This window comes from Epibacterium sp. Ofav1-8, from assembly GCF_022348185.1.
Taxonomy (GTDB): domain Bacteria; phylum Pseudomonadota; class Alphaproteobacteria; order Rhodobacterales; family Rhodobacteraceae; genus Epibacterium.
Genome location: NZ_JAKRFD010000012.1, coordinates 33,136 through 56,268, shown reverse-complemented (window position 1 = coordinate 56,268; position 23,133 = coordinate 33,136). Strand labels below are relative to the sequence as shown.

At 65.1% G+C, this 23,133-nt stretch carries 22 protein-coding genes, 1 tRNA gene and 1 riboswitch; of the genes, 16 read left to right on the top strand and 7 right to left on the bottom strand.

What is annotated here, in order from left to right; all coding sequences use genetic code 11:
* Positions 1–22: 22 nt before the first annotated feature.
* Positions 23–967, bottom strand: coding sequence for an alpha/beta fold hydrolase (locus MHM97_RS17875; RefSeq protein WP_239323973.1), 945 nt, complete (start codon positions 965–967; stop codon positions 23–25).
* Positions 968–1,056: 89 nt separating this feature from the next.
* On the opposite strand from MHM97_RS17875, the gene MHM97_RS17870 reads away from it, so the two are divergent.
* Positions 1,057–1,764, top strand: coding sequence for a helix-turn-helix transcriptional regulator (locus MHM97_RS17870; protein ID WP_239323971.1), 708 nt, complete (start codon positions 1,057–1,059; stop codon positions 1,762–1,764).
* A gap of 106 nt (positions 1,765–1,870) precedes the next feature.
* Here MHM97_RS17870 and MHM97_RS17865 read toward each other — a convergent pair whose 3' ends face one another.
* The 4 genes from MHM97_RS17865 to rlmB all read right to left on the bottom strand — a co-directional run bounded on the left by MHM97_RS17865 (position 1,871) and on the right by rlmB (position 4,478).
* Positions 1,871–2,335 (bottom strand): CoA-binding protein, encoded by a 465-nt coding sequence (locus MHM97_RS17865; protein ID WP_239323959.1) that lies wholly within the window; start codon positions 2,333–2,335, stop codon positions 1,871–1,873.
* Positions 2,336–2,624: 289 nt separating this feature from the next.
* Positions 2,625–3,035 (bottom strand): YHS domain-containing (seleno)protein, encoded by a 411-nt coding sequence (locus MHM97_RS17860; protein WP_239323957.1) that lies wholly within the window; start codon positions 3,033–3,035, stop codon positions 2,625–2,627.
* 284 nt (positions 3,036–3,319) lie between these two features.
* Positions 3,320–3,604 carry a hypothetical protein gene (locus MHM97_RS17855; RefSeq protein ID WP_239323955.1) on the bottom strand — a complete coding sequence of 95 codons (285 nt, stop codon included), beginning with the start codon at positions 3,602–3,604 and terminating at the stop codon, positions 3,320–3,322.
* 85 nt (positions 3,605–3,689) lie between these two features.
* Entirely contained in the window at positions 3,690–4,478 is a 789-nt protein-coding gene (gene rlmB, locus MHM97_RS17850) for a 23S rRNA (guanosine(2251)-2'-O)-methyltransferase RlmB (protein WP_239323953.1), read from the bottom strand.
* Positions 4,479–4,597: 119 nt separating this feature from the next.
* Between rlmB and MHM97_RS17845 the strand changes: the two genes are divergently transcribed.
* Positions 4,598–4,681 (top strand) — tRNA-Tyr (locus MHM97_RS17845).
* Positions 4,682–4,961: 280 nt separating this feature from the next.
* Here the strand turns inward: MHM97_RS17845 and MHM97_RS17840 are convergent.
* Together MHM97_RS17840 and bioB are read right to left on the bottom strand one after the other, a co-directional pair.
* Positions 4,962–5,480 carry a DUF2478 domain-containing protein gene (locus MHM97_RS17840; RefSeq protein WP_239323951.1) on the bottom strand — a complete coding sequence of 173 codons (519 nt, stop codon included), beginning with the start codon at positions 5,478–5,480 and terminating at the stop codon, positions 4,962–4,964.
* 93 nt (positions 5,481–5,573) lie between these two features.
* On the bottom strand, positions 5,574–6,551 hold the full coding sequence (gene bioB, locus MHM97_RS17835; RefSeq protein ID WP_239323949.1) for a biotin synthase BioB: 978 nt from the start codon (positions 6,549–6,551) through the stop codon (positions 5,574–5,576).
* 228 nt (positions 6,552–6,779) lie between these two features.
* A riboswitch (TPP riboswitch) is annotated at positions 6,780–6,900 on the top strand.
* A gap of 123 nt (positions 6,901–7,023) precedes the next feature.
* On the opposite strand from bioB, the gene thiC reads away from it, so the two are divergent.
* The 14 genes from thiC to MHM97_RS17765 all read left to right on the top strand — a co-directional run bounded on the left by thiC (position 7,024) and on the right by MHM97_RS17765 (position 23,078).
* The gene (gene thiC / locus MHM97_RS17830; RefSeq protein WP_239323947.1) at positions 7,024–8,850 is read left to right on the top strand and encodes a phosphomethylpyrimidine synthase ThiC; all 1,827 of its coding nucleotides are present in this window, start codon (positions 7,024–7,026) and stop codon (positions 8,848–8,850) included.
* The gene (locus MHM97_RS17825; protein ID WP_239323945.1) at positions 8,847–9,812 is read left to right on the top strand and encodes an FAD-dependent oxidoreductase; all 966 of its coding nucleotides are present in this window, start codon (positions 8,847–8,849) and stop codon (positions 9,810–9,812) included. Before thiC ends, MHM97_RS17825 begins: the two co-directional genes overlap by 4 nt.
* On the top strand, positions 9,781–9,978 hold the full coding sequence (gene thiS, locus MHM97_RS17820; protein ID WP_239323942.1) for a sulfur carrier protein ThiS: 198 nt from the start codon (positions 9,781–9,783) through the stop codon (positions 9,976–9,978). Before MHM97_RS17825 ends, thiS begins: the two co-directional genes overlap by 32 nt.
* A gap of 4 nt (positions 9,979–9,982) precedes the next feature.
* Complete coding sequence (locus MHM97_RS17815) at positions 9,983–10,765, top strand: thiazole synthase (protein WP_239323941.1); 783 nt, start codon at positions 9,983–9,985, stop codon at positions 10,763–10,765.
* The gene (locus MHM97_RS17810; RefSeq protein WP_239324139.1) at positions 10,765–11,358 is read left to right on the top strand and encodes a thiamine phosphate synthase; all 594 of its coding nucleotides are present in this window, start codon (positions 10,765–10,767) and stop codon (positions 11,356–11,358) included. The genes MHM97_RS17815 and MHM97_RS17810 overlap by 1 nt, the downstream gene beginning before the upstream one ends.
* On the top strand, positions 11,346–12,365 hold the full coding sequence (locus tag MHM97_RS17805; RefSeq protein WP_370645755.1) for a ThiF family adenylyltransferase: 1,020 nt from the start codon (positions 11,346–11,348) through the stop codon (positions 12,363–12,365). The genes MHM97_RS17810 and MHM97_RS17805 overlap by 13 nt, the downstream gene beginning before the upstream one ends.
* Before the next feature lie 11 nt (positions 12,366–12,376).
* Positions 12,377–13,075, top strand: coding sequence for a bifunctional hydroxymethylpyrimidine kinase/phosphomethylpyrimidine kinase (thiD, locus tag MHM97_RS17800; RefSeq protein ID WP_370645754.1), 699 nt, complete (start codon positions 12,377–12,379; stop codon positions 13,073–13,075).
* A 271-nt stretch (positions 13,076–13,346) separates the two neighbouring features.
* Positions 13,347–14,261 carry a LysR substrate-binding domain-containing protein gene (locus tag MHM97_RS17795; protein ID WP_239323938.1) on the top strand — a complete coding sequence of 305 codons (915 nt, stop codon included), beginning with the start codon at positions 13,347–13,349 and terminating at the stop codon, positions 14,259–14,261.
* A gap of 81 nt (positions 14,262–14,342) precedes the next feature.
* Entirely contained in the window at positions 14,343–15,497 is a 1,155-nt protein-coding gene (locus tag MHM97_RS17790; protein WP_239323937.1) for an aromatic ring-hydroxylating oxygenase subunit alpha, read from the top strand.
* The gene (locus MHM97_RS17785) at positions 15,497–15,766 is read left to right on the top strand and encodes a hypothetical protein (RefSeq protein WP_239324135.1); all 270 of its coding nucleotides are present in this window, start codon (positions 15,497–15,499) and stop codon (positions 15,764–15,766) included. Before MHM97_RS17790 ends, MHM97_RS17785 begins: the two co-directional genes overlap by 1 nt.
* A gap of 62 nt (positions 15,767–15,828) precedes the next feature.
* Complete coding sequence (locus MHM97_RS17780; RefSeq protein WP_239323936.1) at positions 15,829–16,863, top strand: GlxA family transcriptional regulator; 1,035 nt, start codon at positions 15,829–15,831, stop codon at positions 16,861–16,863.
* Positions 16,864–16,994: 131 nt separating this feature from the next.
* Positions 16,995–19,415 (top strand): GcvT family protein, encoded by a 2,421-nt coding sequence (locus MHM97_RS17775; protein ID WP_239323935.1) that lies wholly within the window; start codon positions 16,995–16,997, stop codon positions 19,413–19,415.
* A 354-nt stretch (positions 19,416–19,769) separates the two neighbouring features.
* Positions 19,770–21,215: a glycosyltransferase family 2 protein gene (locus MHM97_RS17770; RefSeq protein WP_239323934.1), complete on the top strand. Its 1,446-nt coding sequence runs from the start codon at positions 19,770–19,772 to the stop codon at positions 21,213–21,215.
* Between the two features lie 54 nt (positions 21,216–21,269).
* Complete coding sequence (locus MHM97_RS17765) at positions 21,270–23,078, top strand: FkbM family methyltransferase (protein WP_239323932.1); 1,809 nt, start codon at positions 21,270–21,272, stop codon at positions 23,076–23,078.
* Positions 23,079–23,133: the final 55 nt, after the last annotated feature.

Genomic DNA, 23,133 nt, shown 5'->3' with positions numbered 1-23,133 from the left:
GCGGTCGGTTCAGGCGGTCTGATCAGGCAGTGGGGGCCTGCGCCAACCAGGTCAGGATCGCCTCTGTCGTCTCCTGCGGGCGTTCCTGCTGAATCCAGTGGCCACACTCCAGCGTGACAACCTCCACGTTGGGCACGAACGCTGTCAGACTATCGGATTGGGGGATCGTGTCCTGCGCGCCGTAGATCATCAGGGCGCGCTGGTCGATCCGGGGCGCGACATCGGCCAGAAGATGCCAGTTGCGGTCGAGGTTGCGATACCAGTTGATACTACCGGTGAACCCGGTCTCCGCAAAGGCGGACACAAAGACCGCCAGATCCTCGTCACGCATCACCGGGTCGCCCTGCGGCTGCTGCGCAAGGGCCAGATCCATCATCATCATGCCCGGTGAAGGCTGCGCCGGCGGCAGGTTCTTGCGAAACAGGTTGCGCAGGAACTGCGCCGCGTTCTGGTCGAGCACCGCATCCGCCACCCCGGGCTGGCGGTTGAAATGCACAAGATAGTGGTCGCTGCCAAACACCTCCTCGATGAATTCGATCCAGGGTTTCGGTGTGCGGGGCTGGTAGGGCAAGGCCAGGCTGACGATGTCGGACACCCGGTCCGGATGCAATTGTGCCAGCCCCCAGACCACATTCGCGCCCCAGTCATGCCCCACACATATGGCCTGCTGATAGCCGAAGTGATCCAGCAGCCCCACCAGATCCTCCGTCAGGGCGGCAATGTCATAGGCCTCAACCTCGGCCGGACGGGACGACCGCCCATAGCCGCGCTGGTTCGGGGCGATCACATGGTACCCGGCCGCCGCCAGCGCCGGCATCTGCTCGCGCCAGGAATAGGCATGCTCAGGCCAGCCGTGGCACAGCAGGATCGGGTGGCCGGCGTTTTCCTGGCCGCACTCGAACACCTCCAGTTCGACGCCATTCACAGAAACAAAACTGGGGGCGGGAAAAAAGGTCGTCTCAGGCATCGCGTTATCTCCTTGTTGAACACGTCAAACGCGGCCTAATCTGCAATGGTGCCAAATTCTGACACCATTTGAGGGGGCCGCAGACGGATATGACTCCGCGTCACCGACAGGACAGCATCCTGCGCATTCTGCGCCGCAGGGGCAGCACGACGGTGCGCGCCCTGGCCCATGATGTCAGCGCCTCCCGCCGCACCATCCTGCGGGACATCGCCGCGCTGCGGGATGAGGGGTATGTGATCCACGCCGATCCCGGGCGCGGCGGCGGTCTCTGCCTTGATCCCGGCTCCGTACGGGCCACCGCGCGCCTGTCGGTGACCGAGGTCTTTGCGCTGGTGATCAGCGTTGCAAGCATGAAGGCCGCCGGCCAGCTGCCGTTTTCCGGGCTCGCCGACAGCGGTTTGGCCAAGATCGAAAGATCACTGCCGGCGGACAAGATCCGCGACCTGCGGCGTTTCCTGGACTGTCTCTATGTCGGCAGGCTGGCCCCGCAGGTGGACATTTCCAACCTCGGCCCGATGGACCCGGCGCTGCTGCCCGCCTTCGAGACGGCATTCCTGGATCGGGTTCTCCTCGCGTTCCGATACCGCGATGCAAAGGGGGCCACCTCGACCCGCCGGGTCGAGCCGCAGGCGATCCTGGTGCTGCCGCCTCTGTGGTATCTGGTGGCCTGGGACCCCGACCGCGCGGCGGTGCGCCATTTCCGCATGGACCGGATCAGCGCCCCGCACTGCATCGAGGGCACCCGCTTTCAGAAACGCCACGTGACGTTCGACGATGGCGTGCGTCCCCTCCGCTGACCCCGGCAGAGGACCGCGCCTTGCCGCCAGGCAAGGCGCCGGGCCCAACGGGAGGCGCGCATGTCCCATGCGCAACGACGGGCGGGAGCCGCCCCTCGCCCGCACCTCAGAGTTTTGAGGAAATGATACCGGTTGCAAAACCGCCCTGGCGCAGCTCCCCGAACAGGCGCTGGTATTCGATCTTCGGGCAGCGGTTCTGGATCACATCGACGCCACGGGCCTGCGCCTGTGCCGCGGCCTCGGCGTGCTCCACCCCGATCTGCATCCAGATCGTCCGCAGCGTCGGAAAGGCCGCAAGCGCCTCTTCCACGATGCCGGGCACCGCTTCGGGGCGGCGGAAGATATCGACCATATCCACCGGCTCCGCAATCTCGGACAACGATGCGTGCACCGTTGCGCCAAACAACTGCGTTCCGGCATGGCCCGGGTTCACCGGGATCACCCGATAGCCCTTCAGCGACAGGTAGCGGGCGACGTAATAGCTCGGCCGCACCGGATTGGGCGAGACCCCGACAACGGCGATCACCTTTGTGCGGGTCAATATGGTTCTGAGATGCGCATCCGAATACATGTGGACACTCTGCGCAGGTGGTGCCGTCAGCGCAAGCCCCGCCACGCAGACACCTCGCAGTCAGCTCGCTGACCTGCGGGCGGAGGCGCCAAGAAAAAAGCGCCCGAAGAAGCTCCGGGCGCGAGGTGTGGAACGAGGGACAGTGAAAAAGATCTGTGGCGGTTCCAAAGCCACAGCCTGCTATTGAATCTGGGGCTGTCGCGGCGGATTGAAAGAGCGGCTCTCTTTTTTGTGAAGAGGGCGCGTGTATTGCAGCTTGACTCTGCCCCGCGCAGCACCAAGCGCGTGATCAGTCCGCTTGCAGCACTCCGGGCCAGGCCGCCCGCGCCGCCCGGATCATCCCGTCCGGCTCTGCCAGCCACAAGGCCTCGACCCGCGGCGTATGAAACAGATAGAGCCGCCCGTCGACGATCTCCCACGTCAGGGGATTGCCGTCGAACACCCGACCGCGCGCCATGCCATAGGCGCAATGGCCGCCAAAACGGGGTGCATAGGCTCTCGGGTTGGCCTCGAAGCGCGACTGGTTCGCGGCGGAGTGGAAGAGCCAGACCGCCCCTTTCCACATCAGCGCGTGATCCGAATGCCCCTTCAATGGCGCGTCGGCCAGATGGAAGGACACAGGGTCATAGCCCCCGATGGCAATTCCGTCCTCAACCGCGATATAGAGCGTCCCGGCCGCGGCTTGGGGTGCGGGGACCATGGCACACATCCCCGCGGTCATGATGACAGCGCCCAGCCCACGCAGGGCGGGTATCAGACGATGATGCAGCACAGTCTCCCTCCGGCACGATTTCAGATGGCACAGAGAATGCCGCCTGGCGCCGCGTCGGAAAAGACCGGATACGGGAATTTGAACAGCTTGTGACAAGTGTTGCACACAGGATTCAAAATGCACCCGCCCACGGCGGGCCTGCGCGCAGGCTGACCGGCCCGCCTGTCCTGTCGGCCCCGTCGCGCCCCCCTCAAGGGAGCTGCCACGCGGTGTCAGTCGAAGATGTCCTCGATCGCGTCAAAGACCTTCTTCCAGCCGGATTTCTTTTTCTTCTTCTTTTTCTTTTTCAGCTGCTTGGCCACCAGCCCCGCTGCCAGATCGCCCCAATCACCGGTCTTTGCCGCGCGGGTGGGGGTGGGCTTGGCCGGTTTTGACGCCTTGGGCCGTTTGCCACGGGTCTGCGCCGTTTTCTGCCCGGCCAGCGGCCGCATCTTTTGCGCCGACAGCGGCGCGCCGCAGGTGCCACACACCAGCGCGTGCACGGCCGCATCGGGCACAAATGTGGACTGGACGCCACAGTAACAACAGCGAATGAGTTTGCCGCCGGGGATGCTCTTATGTGCGATGGGGACCTCCTCCTGTTCAGCCCTTCAACGAAGCATATAGGGAGAGCGCCGCCGCATTTGAAACATTGAGCGAGCCAAAACCGCGCGCCGCGTCGATCTTGACCAGCTTATCGACGGTTTCCTTGGTCTTTTGCCGCAAGCCCGGCCCCTCGGCGCCCAGCACCAGGGCGATCGGGTCGGAGGTGCGGCCCGCGACCGCATCCTCGATGGTTTCCTCGGCCTCGCCATCCAGCCCCAGCACCAGATACCCCATCTGTTGCAATGCCACGATACTGTCCGAGAGGTTGCGCATGCGCAGGTACGGCTGGCGTTCCAGCGCGCCGGAGGCGGTTTTGGCCAGAGCCCCGGTTTCCGGGGCCGAGTGGTGACGGGTGCCGATCACCGCCGAAGCGCCCAGCACTTCGGCCGAGCGCAGGATGGCGCCAACGTTGTGGGGGTCGGTCACCCGATCCAGCAGGATCACCCGCGGGATTTCGGCGCCGATGCAATTGTCCTCAAGCCCGCCCCAGTTCAGCGGTTTGACTTCCAGCGCCGCCCCTTGGTGCACCGAGCCGGGATCGATCGGCACCGAGAATTTGCGCGGATCGACCACATCGGGCGTCATGCCGGAGGCGGCGATGGCGTCTTCGAGCTTGTTCTGGGCATTCAATGTCACCACAAGGCGCAGCTTTTCGCGCCGGGGATTGAGCAGCGCATCGCGCACCGCATGCAGGCCAAACAGCCAGACGGTTTCCGCCGAGGCTGCCTTTTTGGCCTTTTCCTTTTCCACCACCCAGGCGGGTTTCTTGCTGGGTTTCTTGTTCATGACATGCTCCGGAAAACAAAATGCGAGGCGGCGGAAAAAAGTTGCGCTTTTCCGGTTGACGCCCGTTTGGTGCGCTAGTAATCACGCCTCCACGTCAGGTGCAACATGCTTCTGACCGTGGGCGACAGGCCGCAAGGTGTGGCAGGGGACTGTAACTCCCTCGCGGAGACGCACGCTAGGTTCGATTCCTAGGTCGCCCACCATCTTCTCTCTTTCAACTGAAAAATCAATGACTTGAGACAGGATGGTATTCGCCGACCTGTGGGTCGTTTTTCCAAATACTGTGGTCCACCCTCGCACGCGACCGGGGAAGCCGGTGCGGCTGCGCCAGGTGGATTATTGCAGATTTTGCGCGTGAGCGATGGCGCCGGGGCGCTGCCCCGGACCCCGGGATATTTCCAAGAAGATGAAGGCTGGTGCCGCGGTAGGAACCGCTGCTCGGCGTCCCCTGGAACCGATCATGGGCGCGCCCTGGCCGAGCTGTCAAACCGTCTGGGCAAGCGCCGCTTCGACCCAGGCGACCAGCGCGTCGAGATCGGGGGCGGTTTCGACGGCCAGACCTTCGGCGAACCCCTCGAAGGCCTCGACGTTCATCCGGTTGACGCCGGACACCACCGGCAGCCCCATGGCCAGCGCTTCGGCGATGACCGGGCGCATGCCACGGCCATCGGCCTCATGCTTGCCGAATTTGTTGACCAGCAGCACCTGCGGCGCGGGTGTGGTGGCAAGCTGAGCGGTGACCAGCCCAACAGCGCGTTCGAGCGCCTCGGGGTTGAGGCGGCAGCCACGGGCCCCCTCGCCCAGGGACTGGGAGATCCGGATGGTTTCCCCCTCGGGCAGGACGCGCACATCCATGTCGCAGAGCTTGCTGTCATAGCAATCGGTGTTGGTCTGCACGATGCCTGCGGTGCGAATGCCCCTTTCGGCCAACCGCTCTGCCAATGCGGTCAACAGGCGGTCGGTGGCGCCGCGTTCGGTGGTCATCACATAGGCAAGCTGCATGGGGTCGTCCTTTGCATGTCGTCTGCGCAAGCGGCAGATTAGCGCGAAAGGACGGCGCCCGCCAGTGGCGACGCAGGCCGTGATTGTCGCAGATCAGCGCGTACCATGCGTGCCCGCCGCCATGGCGCTGAGGCCGAGCCTGGCAAAGAGCGCCTCGTCCGCGTCCTCCTCCGGGTTGTCGGCGGTCAGGAGCGTGTCGCCCATGAAGATCGAGTTCGCCCCGGCAAAGATGCACATCGCCTGCAGTTCATCGCTCATCTCGGTGCGCCCGGCCGAGAGCCGCACATGCGCGCGCGGCATCAGGATGCGGGCCAGCGCAATGGTGCGCACAAATTCGAGCGGATCGAGCGGAGGCGTGTCGGCCAGTGGCGTATCTGCCATCGGAATCAGCATATTGATCGGCACTGATTGCGGATGTTCCGGCAGCGTCGCGAGGCTCAGCAGCATGTCGATGCGGTCGCCGCGCTCTTCACCCATGCCAAGAATACCGCCCGAGCAGACGTTGATCCCGGCCTCGCGCACCCGCGCCAGGGTGTCCAGCCGATCCGCAAAGCTGCGGGTGGTGATGACCTCCGGGTAGTAGCGCTCCGAGGTGTCGATGTTGTGATTGTAGTAATCCAGACCCGCATTCCGCAGGCGCAGCACCTGATCCTGCTCCAGCATGCCAAGCGTCATGCAGGTCTCCATCCCCAGCGCCTTGACGCCTGTGATCATCGCTTCCAGCTGCGCCATGTCGCGGGTCTTGGGCCCACGCCAGGCCGCGCCCATGCAGTAGCGCGTGGCACCAGCGTCGCGGGCCTTTTTGGCCTCGGCAATCACCCGCTGCACCTCGATCAGTTTGGAGGCCGGAAGCTGCGCGCCATTGCGTGCCGATTGCGAACAATAGGCGCAATCCTCGGCGCAGCCGCCGGTCTTGATCGACAGGAGGCGCGATTTCTGCACCGCGTTGGGATCAAACATCTGCCGGTGCAGGCTCTGGGCCTGAAACAGCAGATCCATGAAGGGCTGAGCATAGATCTCCTCTGCCTCCTGCCGGGTCCAGTCGGTGCGGATAAGGGGGGTGTCGAGCATGGGAAGCCTCGCTGGATAACAGATGACACTACACGCCAAGGGGGCGCGAATCTTTTATAGATAATATATAAATCATGGGTGAGCTCAGTACAGCATTGAATATATTTGAGTTTCATTCAGGCATGCCCATCAAAAATACGCGCATAGGGCGAATGCACGGCAGAACTCTCTGCAGGTGGGCGTGGATCAGAAATCTCTTGACGGGCTGCCATGTCCTCCCCTACGCCTAGGGCCACGCAGGGGAGTCCCGCCGAGGGGACTGAGAGGCAGACAGGGAGAAATCCCGGTGACGCGACCCTTAGAACCTGACCCAGTTGATACTGGCGTAGGAAGCTAGGACAGTCGCGCATCGCCCCGGTACAGGGTTGATCCGCCGCTGCTCTGACACGGCAGGACCTGTACCCCCTGCCCCGTTTTCCTCCGGCCCGGCTCAATTGGTGTCTTTTTGAGAATGGACTCGAGGAGCACCAAGATGAACGTCCCCAACCCAAAGATCACCACAGGCGCATTGCCTGCGTCGCGCAAGATCTATGTGGCAGGCGAGATGCACAAGGACATCCGCGTGCCGATGCGCGAAATCGCCACCCATCCGACCGCGGGCGAGGCGCCGCTGCCGGTCTATGACAGTTCCGGGCCCTATACGGATCCGGAGATCCTGACCGACATTCGCGAGGGTCTGGCGCCGCTGCGCGCCGCCTGGATCAAGGATCGCGGCGATGTCGAAGCCTATCAGGGCCGCGATGTTACCCCTGCGGACAATGGCTTTGTCGCGGGCGACCGGCTGGTGCCGGAGTTCCCGGTGCGGCCCGCGCCCCTGCGCGGGACCGGGGATGCCGCCCCGACGCAGCTCGCCTATGCCCGCGCCGGGATCATCACGCCGGAGATGGAGTATATCGCCATTCGCGAGAACCAGCTGCGCGAGCTGTCGCCCTGTCATGGTAGCCGCGATGGCGAGGATTTCGGGGCCAATATCCCTGATTACGTGACGCCGGAATTTGTGCGCGCTGAGATCGCCGCCGGGCGCGCCATCATCCCCGCCAATATCAACCACCCTGAGCTGGAGCCGATGATCATCGGCCGCAATTTCAAGGTGAAGATCAACGCCAATATGGGCACCTCGGCCGTGACCTCCTCGATGGAGGAAGAGGTGGACAAGCTGGTCTGGGCGATCCGCTGGGGCGCGGATACGGTGATGGATCTCTCGACGGGCCGCAACATCCACAACACCCGCGAATGGATCATCCGCAACTCCCCCGTGCCCATCGGCACCGTGCCGATCTATCAGGCGCTGGAGAAGGTGAACGGCATCGCCGAGGATCTGACCTGGGAGGTGTTCCGCGACACGCTGATCGAGCAGGCGGAACAGGGCGTCGATTATTTCACCATCCATGCCGGCGTGCGGCTGCATATGGTGCCGATGACAGTGGAACGCGTGACGGGGATCGTGTCGCGCGGCGGGTCGATCATGGCGAAATGGTGCCTGCATCACCACAAGGAGAGCTTCCTCTACGAGCACTTCGAGGAGATCTGCGACATCTGCCGCCGCTATGATGTGAGCTTCTCGCTGGGCGACGGCTTGCGTCCCGGATCGATTGCCGATGCCAATGACGAAGCGCAATTTGCCGAGCTGGAGACGCTGGGCGAGCTGACCAAGATCGCCTGGGCCAAGGACTGTCAGGTGATGATCGAAGGGCCGGGCCATGTGGCCATGCACAAGATCAAGGAGAACATGGACAAGCAGCTGGAATGCTGCCACGAGGCGCCGTTCTACACGCTGGGCCCGCTGACCACGGATATTGCGCCGGGGTACGATCACATCACGTCTGGCATTGGCGCGGCGATGATCGGCTGGTTTGGCTGCGCGATGCTCTGTTACGTGACGCCAAAGGAACACCTCGGTCTGCCGGACCGCGATGATGTAAAAACCGGGGTGATCACTTACAAGATCGCCGCCCATGCCGCTGATCTGGCCAAGGGTCTGCCCGGCGCGCAGCGGCGTGATGATGCGCTGAGCCGCGCACGGTTTGAGTTCCGCTGGGAGGACCAGTTCAACCTGTCGCTGGACCCGGAAACGGCACAGAGCTTTCACGACGAGACCCTGCCGAAAGAGGCGCATAAGGTGGCGCATTTCTGTTCCATGTGCGGGCCGAAGTTCTGCTCCATGCGGATCAGCCACGACATCCGCGCCGAGGCCCAGAAGGAGGGGTTCGAGGCGATGGCGGCGAAGTTTCGCGAAGGCGGCGAGCTTTATGTGCCGGTGGCGGATGCTGCGGCGGACACGCCGGAGGAGTCGGCGTGATCACCATCGCGGGCGCAGGTCTGGCAGGCCTCGCCTGCGCCTATGCCCTGGCCCGCCGGGGCGTGGCGGTGCGCCTGTTCGAACGCTCCGGAGTGATCGGTGCCGACAGTGCGGCCCGCTACGCAGGCGGCATGCTGGCGCCCTGGTGCGAACGCGAAAGCGCCGAGGAGGAGGTGATCTCTCTCGGCAGCCGCGCCTTCGACTGGTGGGCCCGGATCACCCCGGTGCACCGGCGCGGCACGCTGGTGGTGGCACCGCGCCGCGACCGGGCGGAGGTGGCACGTTTCGGTCGTCGCACCCGTGAGTACCGGCAGGTCGGCGGGGCGGAGATCGGCGCGCTGGAACCGGCGCTGGCGGGGCGGTTCGATCAGGGGCTGTTCTTTGAGGGCGAGGCGCACCTGGACCCGCGCCGGGCGCTGCGGGATCTGGCGCGCGCGGTGGTGGATCTTGGCGGAGAGATCAGCCTCGGCACCGAGGCCCCGCAGCAGGTCGATCTGGATTGCACCGGCATGGCGGCCCCGCTGCCGTCCTTGCGGTCGGTCCGGGGCGAGATGGCGATCCTGCGCTGCCCGGAGGTGGAAATCAGCCGCACCCTGCGCCTGCTGCATCCGCGCACGCCGATCTACCTCGTGCCCCGGGGCGATGGGCACTACATGCTGGGCGCGACCATGGTGGAAAGCGATCACGCCGGCCCGCCGACCCTGCGCGCCCTGATGGAGCTGATGGGGGCGGCCTATGCGCTGTCGCCCGCCTTTGCTGAGGCGGAGGTGGTGGAGACCGGCGCCGGTCTGCGCCCTGCCTTTCCCGATAACCTGCCCCGGCTGGAGCGGCGTGACGGCACGCTGTTCCTCAACGGGCTGTACCGACACGGGTTCCTGCTGGCCCCGGCCATGGCCGAAGCCGCCGCAGACCAATCGATGGAGCACCGCGATGAAAATACTCGTGAATTCCGAACCGCATGAGATCACCGGCCCGTCGCTGGCCGCCGCGCTGATGGAGCTGGGCTACACCAGCCCGGCCATCGCAACCGCGCTGAACGGGCAGTTCGTGGCCCGAGACGCGCGCGCCGCGCAGCCGCTGCACCCCGGCGACCGGATCGAGGTTCTGGCGCCGACGCAGGGGGGCTGAGATCATGGAGGTCTATGACAAAAAACTGACGTCACGCCTGTTCCTGGGCACCGCGCAATACCCCTCGCCCGCCGTACTCCAGGCGGCGATCCGCGCCAGCGACACCGATCTGGTCACCGTCTCCTTGCGCCGTGAGGCCGCCAATGGATCTGGCGCGGGGTTCTGGGATCTGCTGCGCGAGACCGGCGTGCGCATCCTGCCCAATACGGCCGGGTGCCACTCGGCACGCGACGCCATCACCACCGCGCAGATGGCGCGGGAGGTCTTTGGCACCGACTGGATCAAGCTGGAGGTCATCGGCCATGCGGACACCCTGCAGCCGGATGTCTTTGGCCTGGTGGAGGCCGCGCGCGTGCTGAGTGCCGAAGGGTTCAAGGTCTTTCCCTATACCACCGAGGATCTGGTGGTGGGCGAAAGGCTGCTGGAGGCCGGCTGCACGGTGCTGATGCCCTGGGGCGCGCCGATCGGATCCGGTCGCGGGCTGGCGAACCCCGAGGGGCTGCGCGCGATGCGGGCGCATTTTCCGGAGGTTCCGCTGGTGGTGGATGCCGGCATCGGGCGGCCTTCGGATGCGGCGGCCGCGATGGAGCTGGGCATGGATGCGGTGCTGTTGAACACGGCGGTGGCCAAGGCGGGCGATCCGGCGCTGATGGCGCGCGCCATGGCGCTGGCGGTGGACGCGGGACACAAGGCCTGCCTGGCCGACCCGATGGAGCGACGCGACATGGCGGTCCCCTCCACCCCGGTGATGGGACTGGCGGACCTGAATTTGGCGGAGAAGACATGATGGAACGATTTTACCTGATCGTCGGCCATGTGGGCCGGGTGGAGTTGCTGGTGCCACAGGGCGCGCGGCTGGTGCAGCTGCGGATCAAGGATCAGCCCGATGCGGAGGTGCGCCGCCAGATTGCCCGGGCGCGTGACTTCTGTGCCGTTTACGGCGCGCAGCTGGTGGTCAACGATCACTGGCAGGCGGCGCTCGACCTCAACTGTGATTTTGTGCACCTCGGACAGGAGGACATGGAGACCGCGGATTTCGACGCCCTGCGCCGGGCCGGCGTGCGGTTTGGCCTGTCGACCCATGACGAGGCGGAGCTGGAGCGGGCATTGGCGCAGGACCCGGCCTATGTGGCGCTGGGTCCGGTCTATGAAACCAAGCTGAAACAGATGAAGTGGGACCCGCAGGGGCTGGAGCGGGTGACCCGCTGGAAGAGCCTCGCGGGCGCCGTGCCGCTGGTGGCCATCGGCGGGGTGACGCTGGAGCGCCTGCCGGATGTCTTTGCGGCCGGGGCGGACAGCGCTGCGGTGGTGACCGACATCCAGCAGGCCGAAGACCCCGAAGCCCGAACCCGCGCGTGGGTGGCCGCGTGTCGGACCTGAGCGCGTTTGCGCGCCAGATCGCCCTGCCGGAGGTCGGCGCGGAAGGCCAGGCGCGATTGGCGGCCGCACATGTGCTGGTGGTCGGCGCCGGTGGGCTGGGCTGTCCGGTGCTGACGTATCTCGCCACCGCCGGTGTGGGCCGCATCACCGTGATGGACCCCGACCGGATTGAGCGGACCAACCTGCACCGTCAGCCGCTCTACGCGCCGGATGATGTGGGCGCGCCCAAGGCCGACACCGCGGCCCGGGTGCTGCGCCGACTTGCGCCCGCCCTCGAGGTGGTCGCGCGGGCCGAGCGGCTGGGAGCATCAAACGCAGCGACCGCAATCGCGGGGGCCGATGTCGTGGTCGATGCCGCTGACAGCTTTGCCGTGTCCTATATCCTGTCGGATGCCTGTCGGGTGGCCGGCACGGTGATGATCTCAGCCTCCGCACTTGGCACTGCCGGCTATGTCGGCGGGTTCTGCGGGCCCGCCCCCTCGCTGCGGGCGGTGTTTCCCGACCTGCCCGACCGGGCCGCCACCTGCGCCAGCGCCGGTGTCATGGGGCCGGTGGTGGGCCTGATCGGTGCCGCCCAGGCGCAGATGGTGCTGCAACAGATCCTGATGACAGCGCCGCCGGTGGCGGGGCAGTTGCTGTCCTTTGACATGGGGCGCTTGCAAACTGCGGGCTTTCGCTTCGACACGGCGGAGGAGCCGGCGGCGGGCTTTGACTTTGTGGGACTGCATGCCGAAAGGCAGCCGGACCGGATTGTGGTGGATCTGCGCAGCACCGTGGAAGCGCCAGAACCGGTGACACCCGACGCCTGGCGCATCGCGCCCGATGCCTTATGCGGCGCGATGCTGGAACAGCTGCGACAGGCCTCTTGCGCGGGGCGATCCCCGCACCGCAGCGACAGGCACATCACCCTGGCCTGCACCAGCGGGCTGCGGGCCTGGCAGGCGGCGCACCAGCTCCGGGCGGCGGGGTTCGAGCGCCTCAGCCTGCATGCGGTGCAGGCCCCGTGAGGCGGGTGGTCGTGATCGGCGGCACGGACCCCAGCGGCGGCGCCGGGCTGACGCGGGACGCGGCCATGGCGGTGCGCATGGGCTGCGAAGTGAAACCGGTGGTGACGGCCGTCACGGTGCAGACCGATACGGGGGTCGATGCCCTCAACCCGGTGCCGCCGTCGGTGGTGCGGGCGCAACTACAGGCCGCGCTTGCCGCCCCCATGCCCGCTGCGATCAAGATCGGCATGGTCGCGACAGACGCACAGGTCGCCGCCCTCGCGGAGCTGCTGCCACAGGATCTGCCGCTGGTATTCGATCCGGTGCTGCGGGCCAGTTCGGGGGGCACGCTGAGCGCGGCACCCGCCCTGCGCCCGCTGATCGGGCGATCAACGCTGCTGACCCCGAACCTGCCCGAGGCGGCCTGTCTGAGCGACCTGCCCGTGGCGGTCTGCGCCGACGCCCTGCAGGCGCAGGCCCGGGCGCTCCTGGCGTTGGGAGCCGGGGCGGTTTTGATCAAGGGCGGCCATGCGCGCGGCGATCACTGTGTCGATCACCTGTTTACGCCGCAGGGGACAGAACAGTTTGCCGCCCCGCGCGTCGCTGCCGGAAAACGGGGAACCGGATGCAGCCTGGCGACGGCCATCGCCTGCCGGCTTGCGGCCGGCGCCGATCTGGCCGCGGCCTGCCGCAGCGCCAAGGCGGAACTGACCCGCTGGCTGCGTCTCTGACCGGGACACCGCCCCCCTGCACTTGGTGAGGGGTTTCGCTTCGGGCATGGCCCGAAGCGACCCGCGCCGCGCGCCCGTGCCGGGCGCGCGGCGCGGGCGCCAGCCGATAGGGTCGCTCTGCCATCCCGGCGGTGGGCGCGCGCGGCCCCCTCCGGATCCGCTGGTAGGGCGTGTCGGATGTGACCGGTCTTATGTCGGGAAGTCCCCTCGCCAAACGATCCGCAAATGCCCATACTCCCGGGACTTTCACCCAAGCCACGAGCACATGCCCATGTCGCGCCGCCACTACGATCTGCCGCCTCTGACGACACTGACCGCATTCGAGGCCGCGGCGCGGAATCTGAGCTTCAAGAAGGCGGCGGAGGAGCTGTCGGTGACCCCCGGGGCGGTGAGCCATCAGGTCAAGGCGCTGGAAGGCGAGCTGGGCGTTGCCCTGTTCAAGCGCAAGCATCGCGGCGTCGAACTGACGCCGCCGGGGCAGACCCTCTATGACACGCTTGCCGGGTCCTTCACCCGCATTTCCCAGAGCCTGCAAGCCATTCGCGACCATGGCAGCGCCGGTGTGGTGACGGTGGGGTCGACCACGGCGATGGCATCGATGTGGCTGTCCCCGGCGGTGATCCGGTTCTGGCGCGACCATCCGGAGATCAACATCAACCAGGTGGTGCGCGACAAGGCCTTTACCACCTCCGCCGAGCTGGACCTCTACATCTGGTATGGGCGGGAAAAGGACCCCCGGCTGGAGCAATTCCCGCTCTATCGCGATCACCTCCTGCCGGTGGCGGCGCCGGAGCGGGCGGAGGAGCTGGCGGGAGCTCCGCTTGAGGTCCTGGCGCGGCAGCGCCTGATCCATCTGGAGGGCGATGACATCAGCTGGACCAAATGGCACGACTGGTTCCGGCAGTTGGGCTACAAGGGGCCGGTCGCCTCCGGCATCCGGGTCAACAACTATTCGATCGCCCTGCAGGCGGCGCAGGACGGCGCCGGGCTGACGCTGGGCTGGGAACAGCTGATCTCTCCGGTGCTGAACCGGGGCGACCTGCGCATCATCACGCCGCATGTGCTGGCCGCACCGCAGAAATTCTACCTGATCTGCAAGCCGGAGGAGGAACTGTCGCCCAGCGCCCGCATGCTGCGCGACTGGATCATCAGCGAGGCCCGGCTGATCTCGGATGAGCCCAGCTAATCCGAGAGTGAGATTTTCGGATATTGAGCGAAACACCGTCCAGCCACATCCTCCCGCAACTTCAGTTCGCAGGAGAGTGTGATGAACAAGCCAAGCTCGCTAGAAACCGTCATGACCTCGGTCAACCGGGCCAACGGTCTGCCCAACGCCCATTATATCGACCCGGTGGTGTTTGCCGAGGAACGCGAGTCCGTGCTGTTTGCCAATTGGGCCGGCGTGGGGTTCGGCAAGGACATCCCCGAGGCCGGAGACGCCAAGCCGGTGGATTTCCTCGGTGTGCCGCTCTTGCTGGTGCGCGATCAGGACGGGGCCGTGCATGTCTATCAGAACACCTGCCGCCACCGGGGCATGGTCCTGGTGGACGAACCCAAGAACATCCGCGGCACCATTCGCTGCCCCTACCACAGCTGGTGCTACAGCCTGAAGGGCAAGCTGCGGGCGGCGCCGCATGTGGGGGGCGTCGGCCAGAACACCCATGAGGACGTCAAGATGGGCGAGCTGAGTCTGATCTCGTTTCGCAGCCATGTCTGGCAGGACGTGATCTTCGTCAATGTCGATGGCAACGCTGCGCCCTTTGAGGAGGTCCATGCCGATCTGATCGAACGCTGGCAGGAATTCGACAAGCCGCTCTATCACGGTGGCATCGACAGCTCGTTCCAGCTTGAGGTGAAGACCAACTGGAAGCTGGCGGTGGAGAACTACTGCGAGAGCTACCACCTGCCCTGGGTGCACCCGGGCCTGAACAGCTATTCCCGGCTGGAAGATCACTACAACATTGAAATGCAGGGGAAATATTCCGGCCAAGGCACGCTGGTCTATCGCCAGCTGCAAGGCGCCGAAGGCGAGGTATTCCCGGATTTCGATGGGCTGAGCGACAAATGGGACACCGGCGGTGAATATGTGGCGGTCTATCCCAACGTGCTCTTGGGCGTGCAGCGGGACCATACATTCGCCATCGTGCTGGAGCCGAAAGACTGCGAGAACACGGTGGAGCATATCGAGATCTACTATGCCAAATCCGGCGAGCAGACCGCCGGTCTCGACCATATGCGGCATCAGAACGCGCAACTGTGGAAGACGGTGTTCGAGGAGGACATCTTTGTCGTCGAGGGCATGCAGAAGGGCCGCCACGGACCGATGTTCGACGGCGGGCGCTTTTCGCCCGCAATGGACGGGCCGACGCATAATTTCCACCACTGGGTCGCAACGCAGATTGAGGCGGGCCGCGCCAGATGATGACCACAGACTGGAGACACCTTCGCCCGGAGGACGCCGCAGCGCTGCATGCGGCGATCCTCTCCGCCCATGCGCAGCACGATCTGGAACAGCTGGTCGAGCTTTACGCCATCGCCGCGGACGGCGAGGAGGCGCAGGGCGATGTGGACGCCGCCTGTTTCTTTCTGACCCAGGCCTTTGTCTTTGCGCTCGAGGCGGGGGTGGCCCGCGCCTATGAGCTGAACCGCAGGCTGGTGGCCCATGGCCGCGCCTGGCCGCTGGAACCATAGGATCCGGGCGCTGCGGCGCCCGGTCCGGCTGCGGTCCCCTAGCCCGACCGAGGGAACTTGATATGACCATCACCTTTCTGTGCCTGCCGGGGTTCCCGCTGGCGCCCCTGTCGTTGGCGATCGACGCGCTGCGCGTGGCCGGCAGCCTTCACGGTTCATCTGTTTTCCAGTGGCGGACCGCGAGCGAGGATGGGGCAGCCGTGTACTCGAGCAGCGGGCTGAGCCTGACACCGGATGCGGCTCTGCCCGAGGCCGCGCGCAGCGAGGTTCTGCTGACCTTTGCGGCCGCCGACAGCACCTTGTCCCATCCTGCCGCCAGCAGCGCCCTGTTGCGCCGGCTTTTGCGCCAAGGCAGCCGCATCGGGGCGGTCAACGGCGCCATCTTTGCGCTGGCGGAAACGGGTGTGTTCGACGGCACCCGGTGCAGCGTGCATTTCACCTATGCCGACGCGGTGCGCGAGCGGTTTCCCCGGCTGGAGGTCTGCCCCACCCTGTTCAGCGAGGACCGCGGCCGCATCAGCATCAGCGGTGCGGCGGCGGTGTTCGAATACATGCTGGCCCTGATCGCCGAACGCACCAGCGCCGAAGTGGCGGTGGAGGTGGCCTGCCGCTTTCAGCATGCCACCCAGCGCCGGGAAGGCACACCACAACTGCTGCCGGGCCATTCGCGCAACCAGACCAGGGACATGCTGCCGCGCCCGATCCGCGAGGCGGTACAGTTCTTTGCCGACCATCTGGAGGACCGGGTGCTGATCCAGGACGCCGCCGATCTGGTGGGGCTGTCGCTGCGACAGTTCGAACGCGTATTCAAACAGGAGATGGCAACCACGCCCGGGGCCTATTATCGGCAACTGCGACTGGATGCGGCGCGCCAGAAGGTGCTGCACACCGATGCGCCCCTGTCCGAAATCGCCTTTTCGGTCGGCTATGAAACCGCCAGCGCCTTTAACGCCATCTACCGCCGCATCTACGGCCGCAGCCCCTCGGCGGATCGCGCCGACCCGATGCGGGCCCGGGCCAACGCCGCCCTGCGCGATCATGCGCTGGCGCCCCTTTCCGCCGCCGACGATGTGGTCCTGCCCCTGGCGGCAGAGTGACCGCGCGCGCCTTCGGTTTACTTCACCTCATGCGGGGATGAGAATTTTCGACGTTGTCCCGCAGGGGGCGGCGGTGGAACACTGACCCGCAACCCAACCTTCACCACCAGCAAAGCGAAAGCACCAATATCATGCGTACAGAAGCCAAAGCCGTCGTGATCGGCGGCGGGGTCATCGGATGCTCGATCCTCTACCACCTGACCAAGCTCGGCTGGTCCGACGTGGTCCTCCTGGAGCGGGACGAGCTGACCTCCGGCTCCACCTGGCATGCGGCGGCCAATATCCACGGCCTGCACGACAGCACCAATATCTCCCGCATCCAGCACTACACCATGACGCTGTATAAAGAGCTGGAAGCGGAAACCGGCCAGGGCTGCGGCGTGTTCCAACCCGGCTCGCTCTACCTGGCGCAGACCGAAGCGCGCGAGCACCAGCTGCGCCTGCAGGCCGCCAAGGCCAAGCTCTACGGCATGAATTTCTACGAGATCTCCATCGAAGAGGCGCAGGAACTCAATCCGCTGGTGAATTACGACGGCATCCGCTGCGTGATGTATGAACCCGATGGCGGCAACGTGGATCCGTCGGGCGTGACCCAGGCCTATGCCACCGGCGCCCGCCAGCGCGGCGCAGAAATCCACCGGTTCACCCCGGTCACCGCCACCGAACAGCAGGAAGACGGCAGCTGGATCGTCAAGACCCCCAAGGGCGACATCCGCACCGACTGGGTGGTCAACGCCGCCGGGCTCTGGGGGCGCGAGGTTGCAAAGCTGGCCGGTCTGGACCTGCCCTTGCAGCCCACCGAGCACCAGTATTTCGTCACCGAGACCATCAAGGAAGTCGCCGACATGGACCGCCGCCTGCCCTCGGTGTCGGATCGTGATGGCGAATACTACCTGCGTCAGGAAGGCCACGGGCTGCTGGTCGGCGCCTATGAGCGCAACATGAAATTCTGGGCCGAAGAGGGCACGCCGCTCGATTTTGCCCATGACCTGTTCCCCGATGATCTGGAGCGCATCGAGGAAAACATGATGAACGCCATCGAGCGCCTGCCGCTGGTCGGCGAAGCGGGCATCAAGCGGGTCATCAACGGGCCGATGATCTGGTCACCGGATTCCAACGTGTTGTTCGGCCCGGTGCCGGAACTGCAGGGCTATTTCTGCTGCAACGGCATCATTCCCGGCTTCTCGCAATCCGGCGGCATGGGGCTGATGGCGGCGCAATGGATGATCGAGGGTGAGACCCAATACGACATGTTCGCCTGGGACGTGGCGCGGTTTGACGACTGGGCCACCAAGGAGTTCACCAAGGCCCGCGTGCAGGATCAGTATGCGCACCGGTTTGCCATCCATTTCCCGAACGAGGAACGCAGCGCCGGCCGCCCGGCCCGCACCCGCCCGATCTACGAGATGCAGCGCGAGATGGGCGCGGTCTTTGGCCTCAACGCCGGATGGGAGCATCCCCTGTGGTTTGCCGATCAGCCCGGCACCGAGGACACCAATGGCTTCACCCGGCAGAACTGGTGGGAACCGGTGGGCGCGGAATGCAAAATGCTGCGCGAGCGCGCCGGCATCATCGACATCTCGAACTTTGCCAAATACCTCTGCAAGGGCCCCGACGCCGAAGCCTGGCTGAACGCGGTCTTTGCCAACACCATGCCAAAATCGGTGGGCCGATCCTGCCTGACGCCGCTGATTTCAAAACGCGGCGGCATTGCCGGCGATTTCACCGTCACCCGCACCGCCGAGGACGAGTTCTGGATCATCGGCTCCGGCATGGCGGAACGCTATCACAAGCGGTTCTTTGGCGCGGTGCCCCTGCCCGAAGGCACATCCTTTGAGAGCATGACCCAGTCGGTCTGCGGCTTTAACGTGGCCGGTCCCAAGTCGCGCGAAATGCTCCAGCGCATGACCAACGAGTCGCTGGACACGTCCGACTTCCCCTTCATGCGCAGCAAGCGCCTGATGTTGGAGGGGATCAATGTGCTGGCGCTGCGGGTGTCTTTCACCGGGGACCTCGGCTGGGAGTTGCACTGCGCCACAGAAGATCAGCAAAAGCTTTATATGGCGTTGATCGACGCCGGCCGCACCGTCGGCGCGGGCCCTGTCGGGGGGCGGGCCCTGATGTCGATGCGCATCGAGAAGGGCTATGGCTCCTGGAGCCGGGAATACTCTCCCGAATACTATCCGCAGGAGGTTGGCCTCGACCGGCTGTGCAAGATGGACAAGGCGTTCCTCAACAAGGACGCCGCCGCAGCGGCCATGGCCCAGGAGGCCCGCGAAACCCTGGTGCTCTTGCGGCTTGAGGAGGCGGATGTGACCGCCTCTAACGCAGATGCCACCGGTGGCGAGCCGATCTTCAAGGATGGCCAGGGCATCGGACGGGTCACCTCGGGCACCTATGGCTATACGGTCGGCATGTCGCTTGCCCTTGGATTTGTGAAGGGCGCCGCCCCCGGCGATACGGTCGAGGTCATGGTATTGGGTCGCCCCCATCGGGCGGAGATCCTGGCCGAGCCACCGTTTGACCCCAAAGGCGAACGCCTGCGGGCCTGATCCCGCAGCAAACCAAAGCGGCAGACACAAGCCGCACTTGCAGGGTGGCGCGGAGCTCTCCGCGCCACGCCCCGCCCAGGCCTGTGGCGTCGCCTCAGGCACGCGGACGCCGCCGCAGCGGGCTGCAATACAGCTACAATACACAAGCGCAAAAACACACGTCCTGCTGATCTTGCGCCGGATCTTTGGGAAAGTTTTAACCAAACTGGTGATAGATCTTGCTCAATGCCCGCAGAGCACGATCATTGGCTGTGACGCGCGGCAGGCCATCATCAGCACCAGAACGGTGTGAAGCTTGTCGGGATTGTCATGCTGGATTCGGCATCAAGTCAGAAAAACAACTGCCTGGTCTTCATGCCGGCACGAAATTGCGAGATCTACGCCGCAGAGGCCATTCGGAGCGTTGCCCGGCAGACCCATGAGGACGTTCACGTGCTCTATGTCGATGACGGTTCCGAAGACCAGACAGGCGAGATCGCCCAACACTATCTGACCGAACTCTTTCCCGCGCGGCACACCTATGTGCACAATCCGGCGCGGCTTGGCAAATCGCAGAACATTTGGGCCCATCTGCGCCCCCTGGCGGCGGGGTTCGATTTCATCGCAATCCTGGATGCGGACGACCAGCTTGCCGATTCAAACATCCTCCGGGAAATGGCCACGCATTATGCGGCTGGCAAGGATGTGGTCTGGACCAACTTTTTTACCGACAGTGGTCGACAAGGGCAGAACAGCGACCTGGACCCCACGTGCTCGCCACGGAAACAGCGTTGGTGCACCAGCCATTTCTTCAGCTTTCGCAGTGTCTTGCTGGAGAACATCCCGGAGAGCTACTACAAGGATGGCAAGGGGGACTGGTATATGGGCGCCTGTGACGTGGCCCTTGCCATGCCGGTGCTGGATCAGACGCGGAACTACAAGTTCATTCCGAAACTCGCCTATCGCTACACGATGACCAACCCGCTGTCGCTCCACAACAGCACCCCCAAGCTCAATGCCCTGACCTCGAAGCTGCAGCACACAAACGCGCTCGAGATCCATGCCAAGCCACCGCTGCCGCTGTATCAACCGCGCTCGCCTCTGCCAGCGCCCCCCCCAACAGACTCTGCCCCCCCCCCCCCCATCAGCTCAGTGTCCGGAGACATCACATTGTCCGAAGTTCCGTCCATCGACCCCGCTCAGGTCTGGCACCCCCAGGCCGCCCGTCAACTGGGGAAGCAGTATCCCGACCTGCTCTCCGCGCTGGCCGTGACAGCGGACAGCGGGACAACCCCGCTGCAACTGTTGTCGCTGTCTCGGATCATCAGCCGGCACGCCGGACGCGTGCTCTACATCGGCGCGCCCGACACGGCGACGCTTGTGGTGGCGCTGGCCGCGGAGGCCTCCGTGACCTGCCTGATGGCGGGCCCCCGGGACGAACAGGCGCTTGGGGCGCGGCTTGCGCTGCTCGGGCTGGACCGCACGGTCGAGATCCTCGCCGCGCCCAAGTCCAAGGTGCAGTTCAACAATCAGGACTGCCTGTTCCCGTCCTGCGCGACACTCTCCGAGACCGCGCCCTTTGACGTGGTGATCGTGGATGCGCGCGCCGAGGAGAACGAAGGCACATTCGCCGTTGTCGCCCTGCCTGCGATCTCTGAATACCTGTCGCAGTCCGGGTTCCACTTCTGCACCCTGCTCACCCGGAACGAGGTCGCCGCGCAGGTGATCGAGCAAACCGCGAAACTGACGGTGGGTCTGGAGCAATGTCTCGGCGGTATCGGTGGCACCGGGATCGTGACCTTTCCGGTCGCAAAGGACTAGCAGATGCCCGTGACCAACCGCAGCGCTCCTCACAACAGTTCGCAGATCCCTCCCATGCCCCTTGCCAGCACTGCCACGCGTCACGTCAAGACGATCAAGGCCTTTGGTCACGACATCCCGGTCTATCTCCCGTCCGAGGTCGACCAGATGCAGAAATTCGTCCGAGAGACGGGGCGCTTCCATGAGGAAGAGCTGCTGATCGCGCTTTGTGCGCGCCTTCCGGAAACGCCGACGGTGGTCGACGTCGGCGCCAACATCGGCAACCACACCCTGTTTTTTGGCCGGGTGCTGGATGCGCAGGTCATCAGCATCGAGCCGGTCCCGGAGGCCTTTGATATTCTTGAAAAGAATGTCGCGCTCAATGGACTGGAAGATCAGGTCGAACGCCACCAGCTGGCGCTGGGGCGCTCAGCCGGGTGCGGGCATATCGTCGATCTCACCGCCAGCAACCTCGGGTTCGCCCGCGTGGAGGAAACGGATCAGGGCAGCGTGGAAATCTCCACACTGGATGCGCTGATAAAGGCCCGTCATGTCGATCTTCTGAAGGTCGACGTCCGGGGACAGGGCGACCGGGTGCTGGAGGGGGGGCTGTCGACCATTGAGCGGTGCAAACCGCTGATCGTCGCCGAGGCCAGCTGTCGTGAGGAACTGAACCGGATCGAACAGCTGCTGTGGCCCCTCGGCTATCAGAAGGCAGAGCGCTTTGGCGCCAGTGGTGCTTATCTTTTCAGGACCTGTCTGGAGCGGGCGCAGGACAGCTGCAGCTACACCAGACGCATTCTGGACAGCGTCGCAGATCAGCTGCCGGCAACCACGGGGCTCTATGCGGGGCTGTCGACCTCGGTGGAGAACGATGCCGCGCTGCGGGCCACGGTGACCTCGCTGCTGCCGCAGGTGGACGGCCTGTTTGTCCATCTCCATGGCGTCAAGGAGGTGCCGGAGTATCTGCACCGCATGGACAAGGTCACCTGCGTCCTGTGCGAAGATCCGGCCCAGCCCGGCGACGCGGGCCGGTTCTGGGGGCTCGACCACATCGAGAACGCGATCTACCTGGCCTGCAGCGACGACTATCTCTACCCGACCGATTACGCCCTGAGGATGGTGCAGGAACTGGCCCAGACCGAGGGCAAGGGGATCGTCTGCGTCGATGGTATCCTGCTGCAATATCCCGCATCGCCCGCCGACATAGAACGCGCAAAAAGCAGGTTCCGCCCCACGGATCCGCTGGTGCGTCGCCGTCGCATCCATGTGCCCGCCACCAGCTCCTGTGGCTTTCACACCGGGACAGTGAACCTGAAGATGGCCGATCACACGGCCGGCGACAGCGCCGAAGAATGGCTTGTGACCTATGCCGAGAAACACGGCATTGCACGCTATGCCATTCCACGCCCTGCCACCTGGCTGCAACCGCTCCGGGCGGAGAACGCGGACCCGCAACGGCGCCGCACCGCCTCCACCGCCACGGACAGCCGCGCGCAGGACGGGGAAACCTCCGCCTTGCGGGACCTGCTCCCGATTTCGCTGGCCAACCAGGGCGCGGACGCACGCATCGTGCTCTGCGATCTGGAGCGGGACGGCAAGATCATTTCGGCGCTCGACAGCCTGCGCCCCGGCACGCGAGATCCGATCGTGTTCATCCTCTGTGACGAGATCACCGAAAAGCTCCGGGCGATGATTGCCCAGCACAGATCCTGCTGGGAGGTCCATCTGCTGTCGCGTCACCAGCCCTGCCCCGACGACTGCCGCACGCTTCTTGCGCGGGAGACGATCCAGCTGGAATACCACAAAAGCGTCAATGGACGCATGCAGCTGGCGGAGATGACCGAAGACCTCCGCAGCTGGCTGGCAACACCGCTTCAATAACCGCTGCCGGTGCCGCCCGGCTGGCTCAGGCGGCGCGCCTCGACGTGCGGTGCGC

Coding starts and splice junctions, on each gene's coding strand:
- MHM97_RS17780 (WP_239323936.1), top strand. CDS start 15,829: ATGACCATCACCTTTCTGTGCCTGCCGGGGTTCCCGCTGGCGCCCCTG.
- thiS (WP_239323942.1), top strand. CDS start 9,781: ATGAAAATACTCGTGAATTCCGAACCGCATGAGATCACCGGCCCGTCG.
- MHM97_RS17865 (WP_239323959.1), bottom strand. CDS start 2,335: ATGTATTCGGATGCGCATCTCAGAACCATATTGACCCGCACAAAGGTG.
- thiC (WP_239323947.1), top strand. CDS start 7,024: ATGAACGTCCCCAACCCAAAGATCACCACAGGCGCATTGCCTGCGTCG.
- MHM97_RS17815 (WP_239323941.1), top strand. CDS start 9,983: ATGGAGGTCTATGACAAAAAACTGACGTCACGCCTGTTCCTGGGCACC.
- MHM97_RS17875 (WP_239323973.1), bottom strand. CDS start 967: ATGCCTGAGACGACCTTTTTTCCCGCCCCCAGTTTTGTTTCTGTGAAT.
- rlmB (WP_239323953.1), bottom strand. CDS start 4,478: ATGAACAAGAAACCCAGCAAGAAACCCGCCTGGGTGGTGGAAAAGGAA.
- MHM97_RS17840 (WP_239323951.1), bottom strand. CDS start 5,480: ATGCAGCTTGCCTATGTGATGACCACCGAACGCGGCGCCACCGACCGC.
- bioB (WP_239323949.1), bottom strand. CDS start 6,551: ATGCTCGACACCCCCCTTATCCGCACCGACTGGACCCGGCAGGAGGCA.
- MHM97_RS17870 (WP_239323971.1), top strand. CDS start 1,057: ATGACTCCGCGTCACCGACAGGACAGCATCCTGCGCATTCTGCGCCGC.
- MHM97_RS17770 (WP_239323934.1), top strand. CDS start 19,770: ATGCCGGCACGAAATTGCGAGATCTACGCCGCAGAGGCCATTCGGAGC.
- MHM97_RS17790 (WP_239323937.1), top strand. CDS start 14,343: ATGAACAAGCCAAGCTCGCTAGAAACCGTCATGACCTCGGTCAACCGG.
- MHM97_RS17810 (WP_239324139.1), top strand. CDS start 10,765: ATGGAACGATTTTACCTGATCGTCGGCCATGTGGGCCGGGTGGAGTTG.
- MHM97_RS17775 (WP_239323935.1), top strand. CDS start 16,995: ATGCGTACAGAAGCCAAAGCCGTCGTGATCGGCGGCGGGGTCATCGGA.
- MHM97_RS17785 (WP_239324135.1), top strand. CDS start 15,497: ATGACCACAGACTGGAGACACCTTCGCCCGGAGGACGCCGCAGCGCTG.
- MHM97_RS17765 (WP_239323932.1), top strand. CDS start 21,270: ATGCCCCTTGCCAGCACTGCCACGCGTCACGTCAAGACGATCAAGGCC.
- MHM97_RS17795 (WP_239323938.1), top strand. CDS start 13,347: ATGTCGCGCCGCCACTACGATCTGCCGCCTCTGACGACACTGACCGCA.
- MHM97_RS17860 (WP_239323957.1), bottom strand. CDS start 3,035: ATGGTCCCCGCACCCCAAGCCGCGGCCGGGACGCTCTATATCGCGGTT.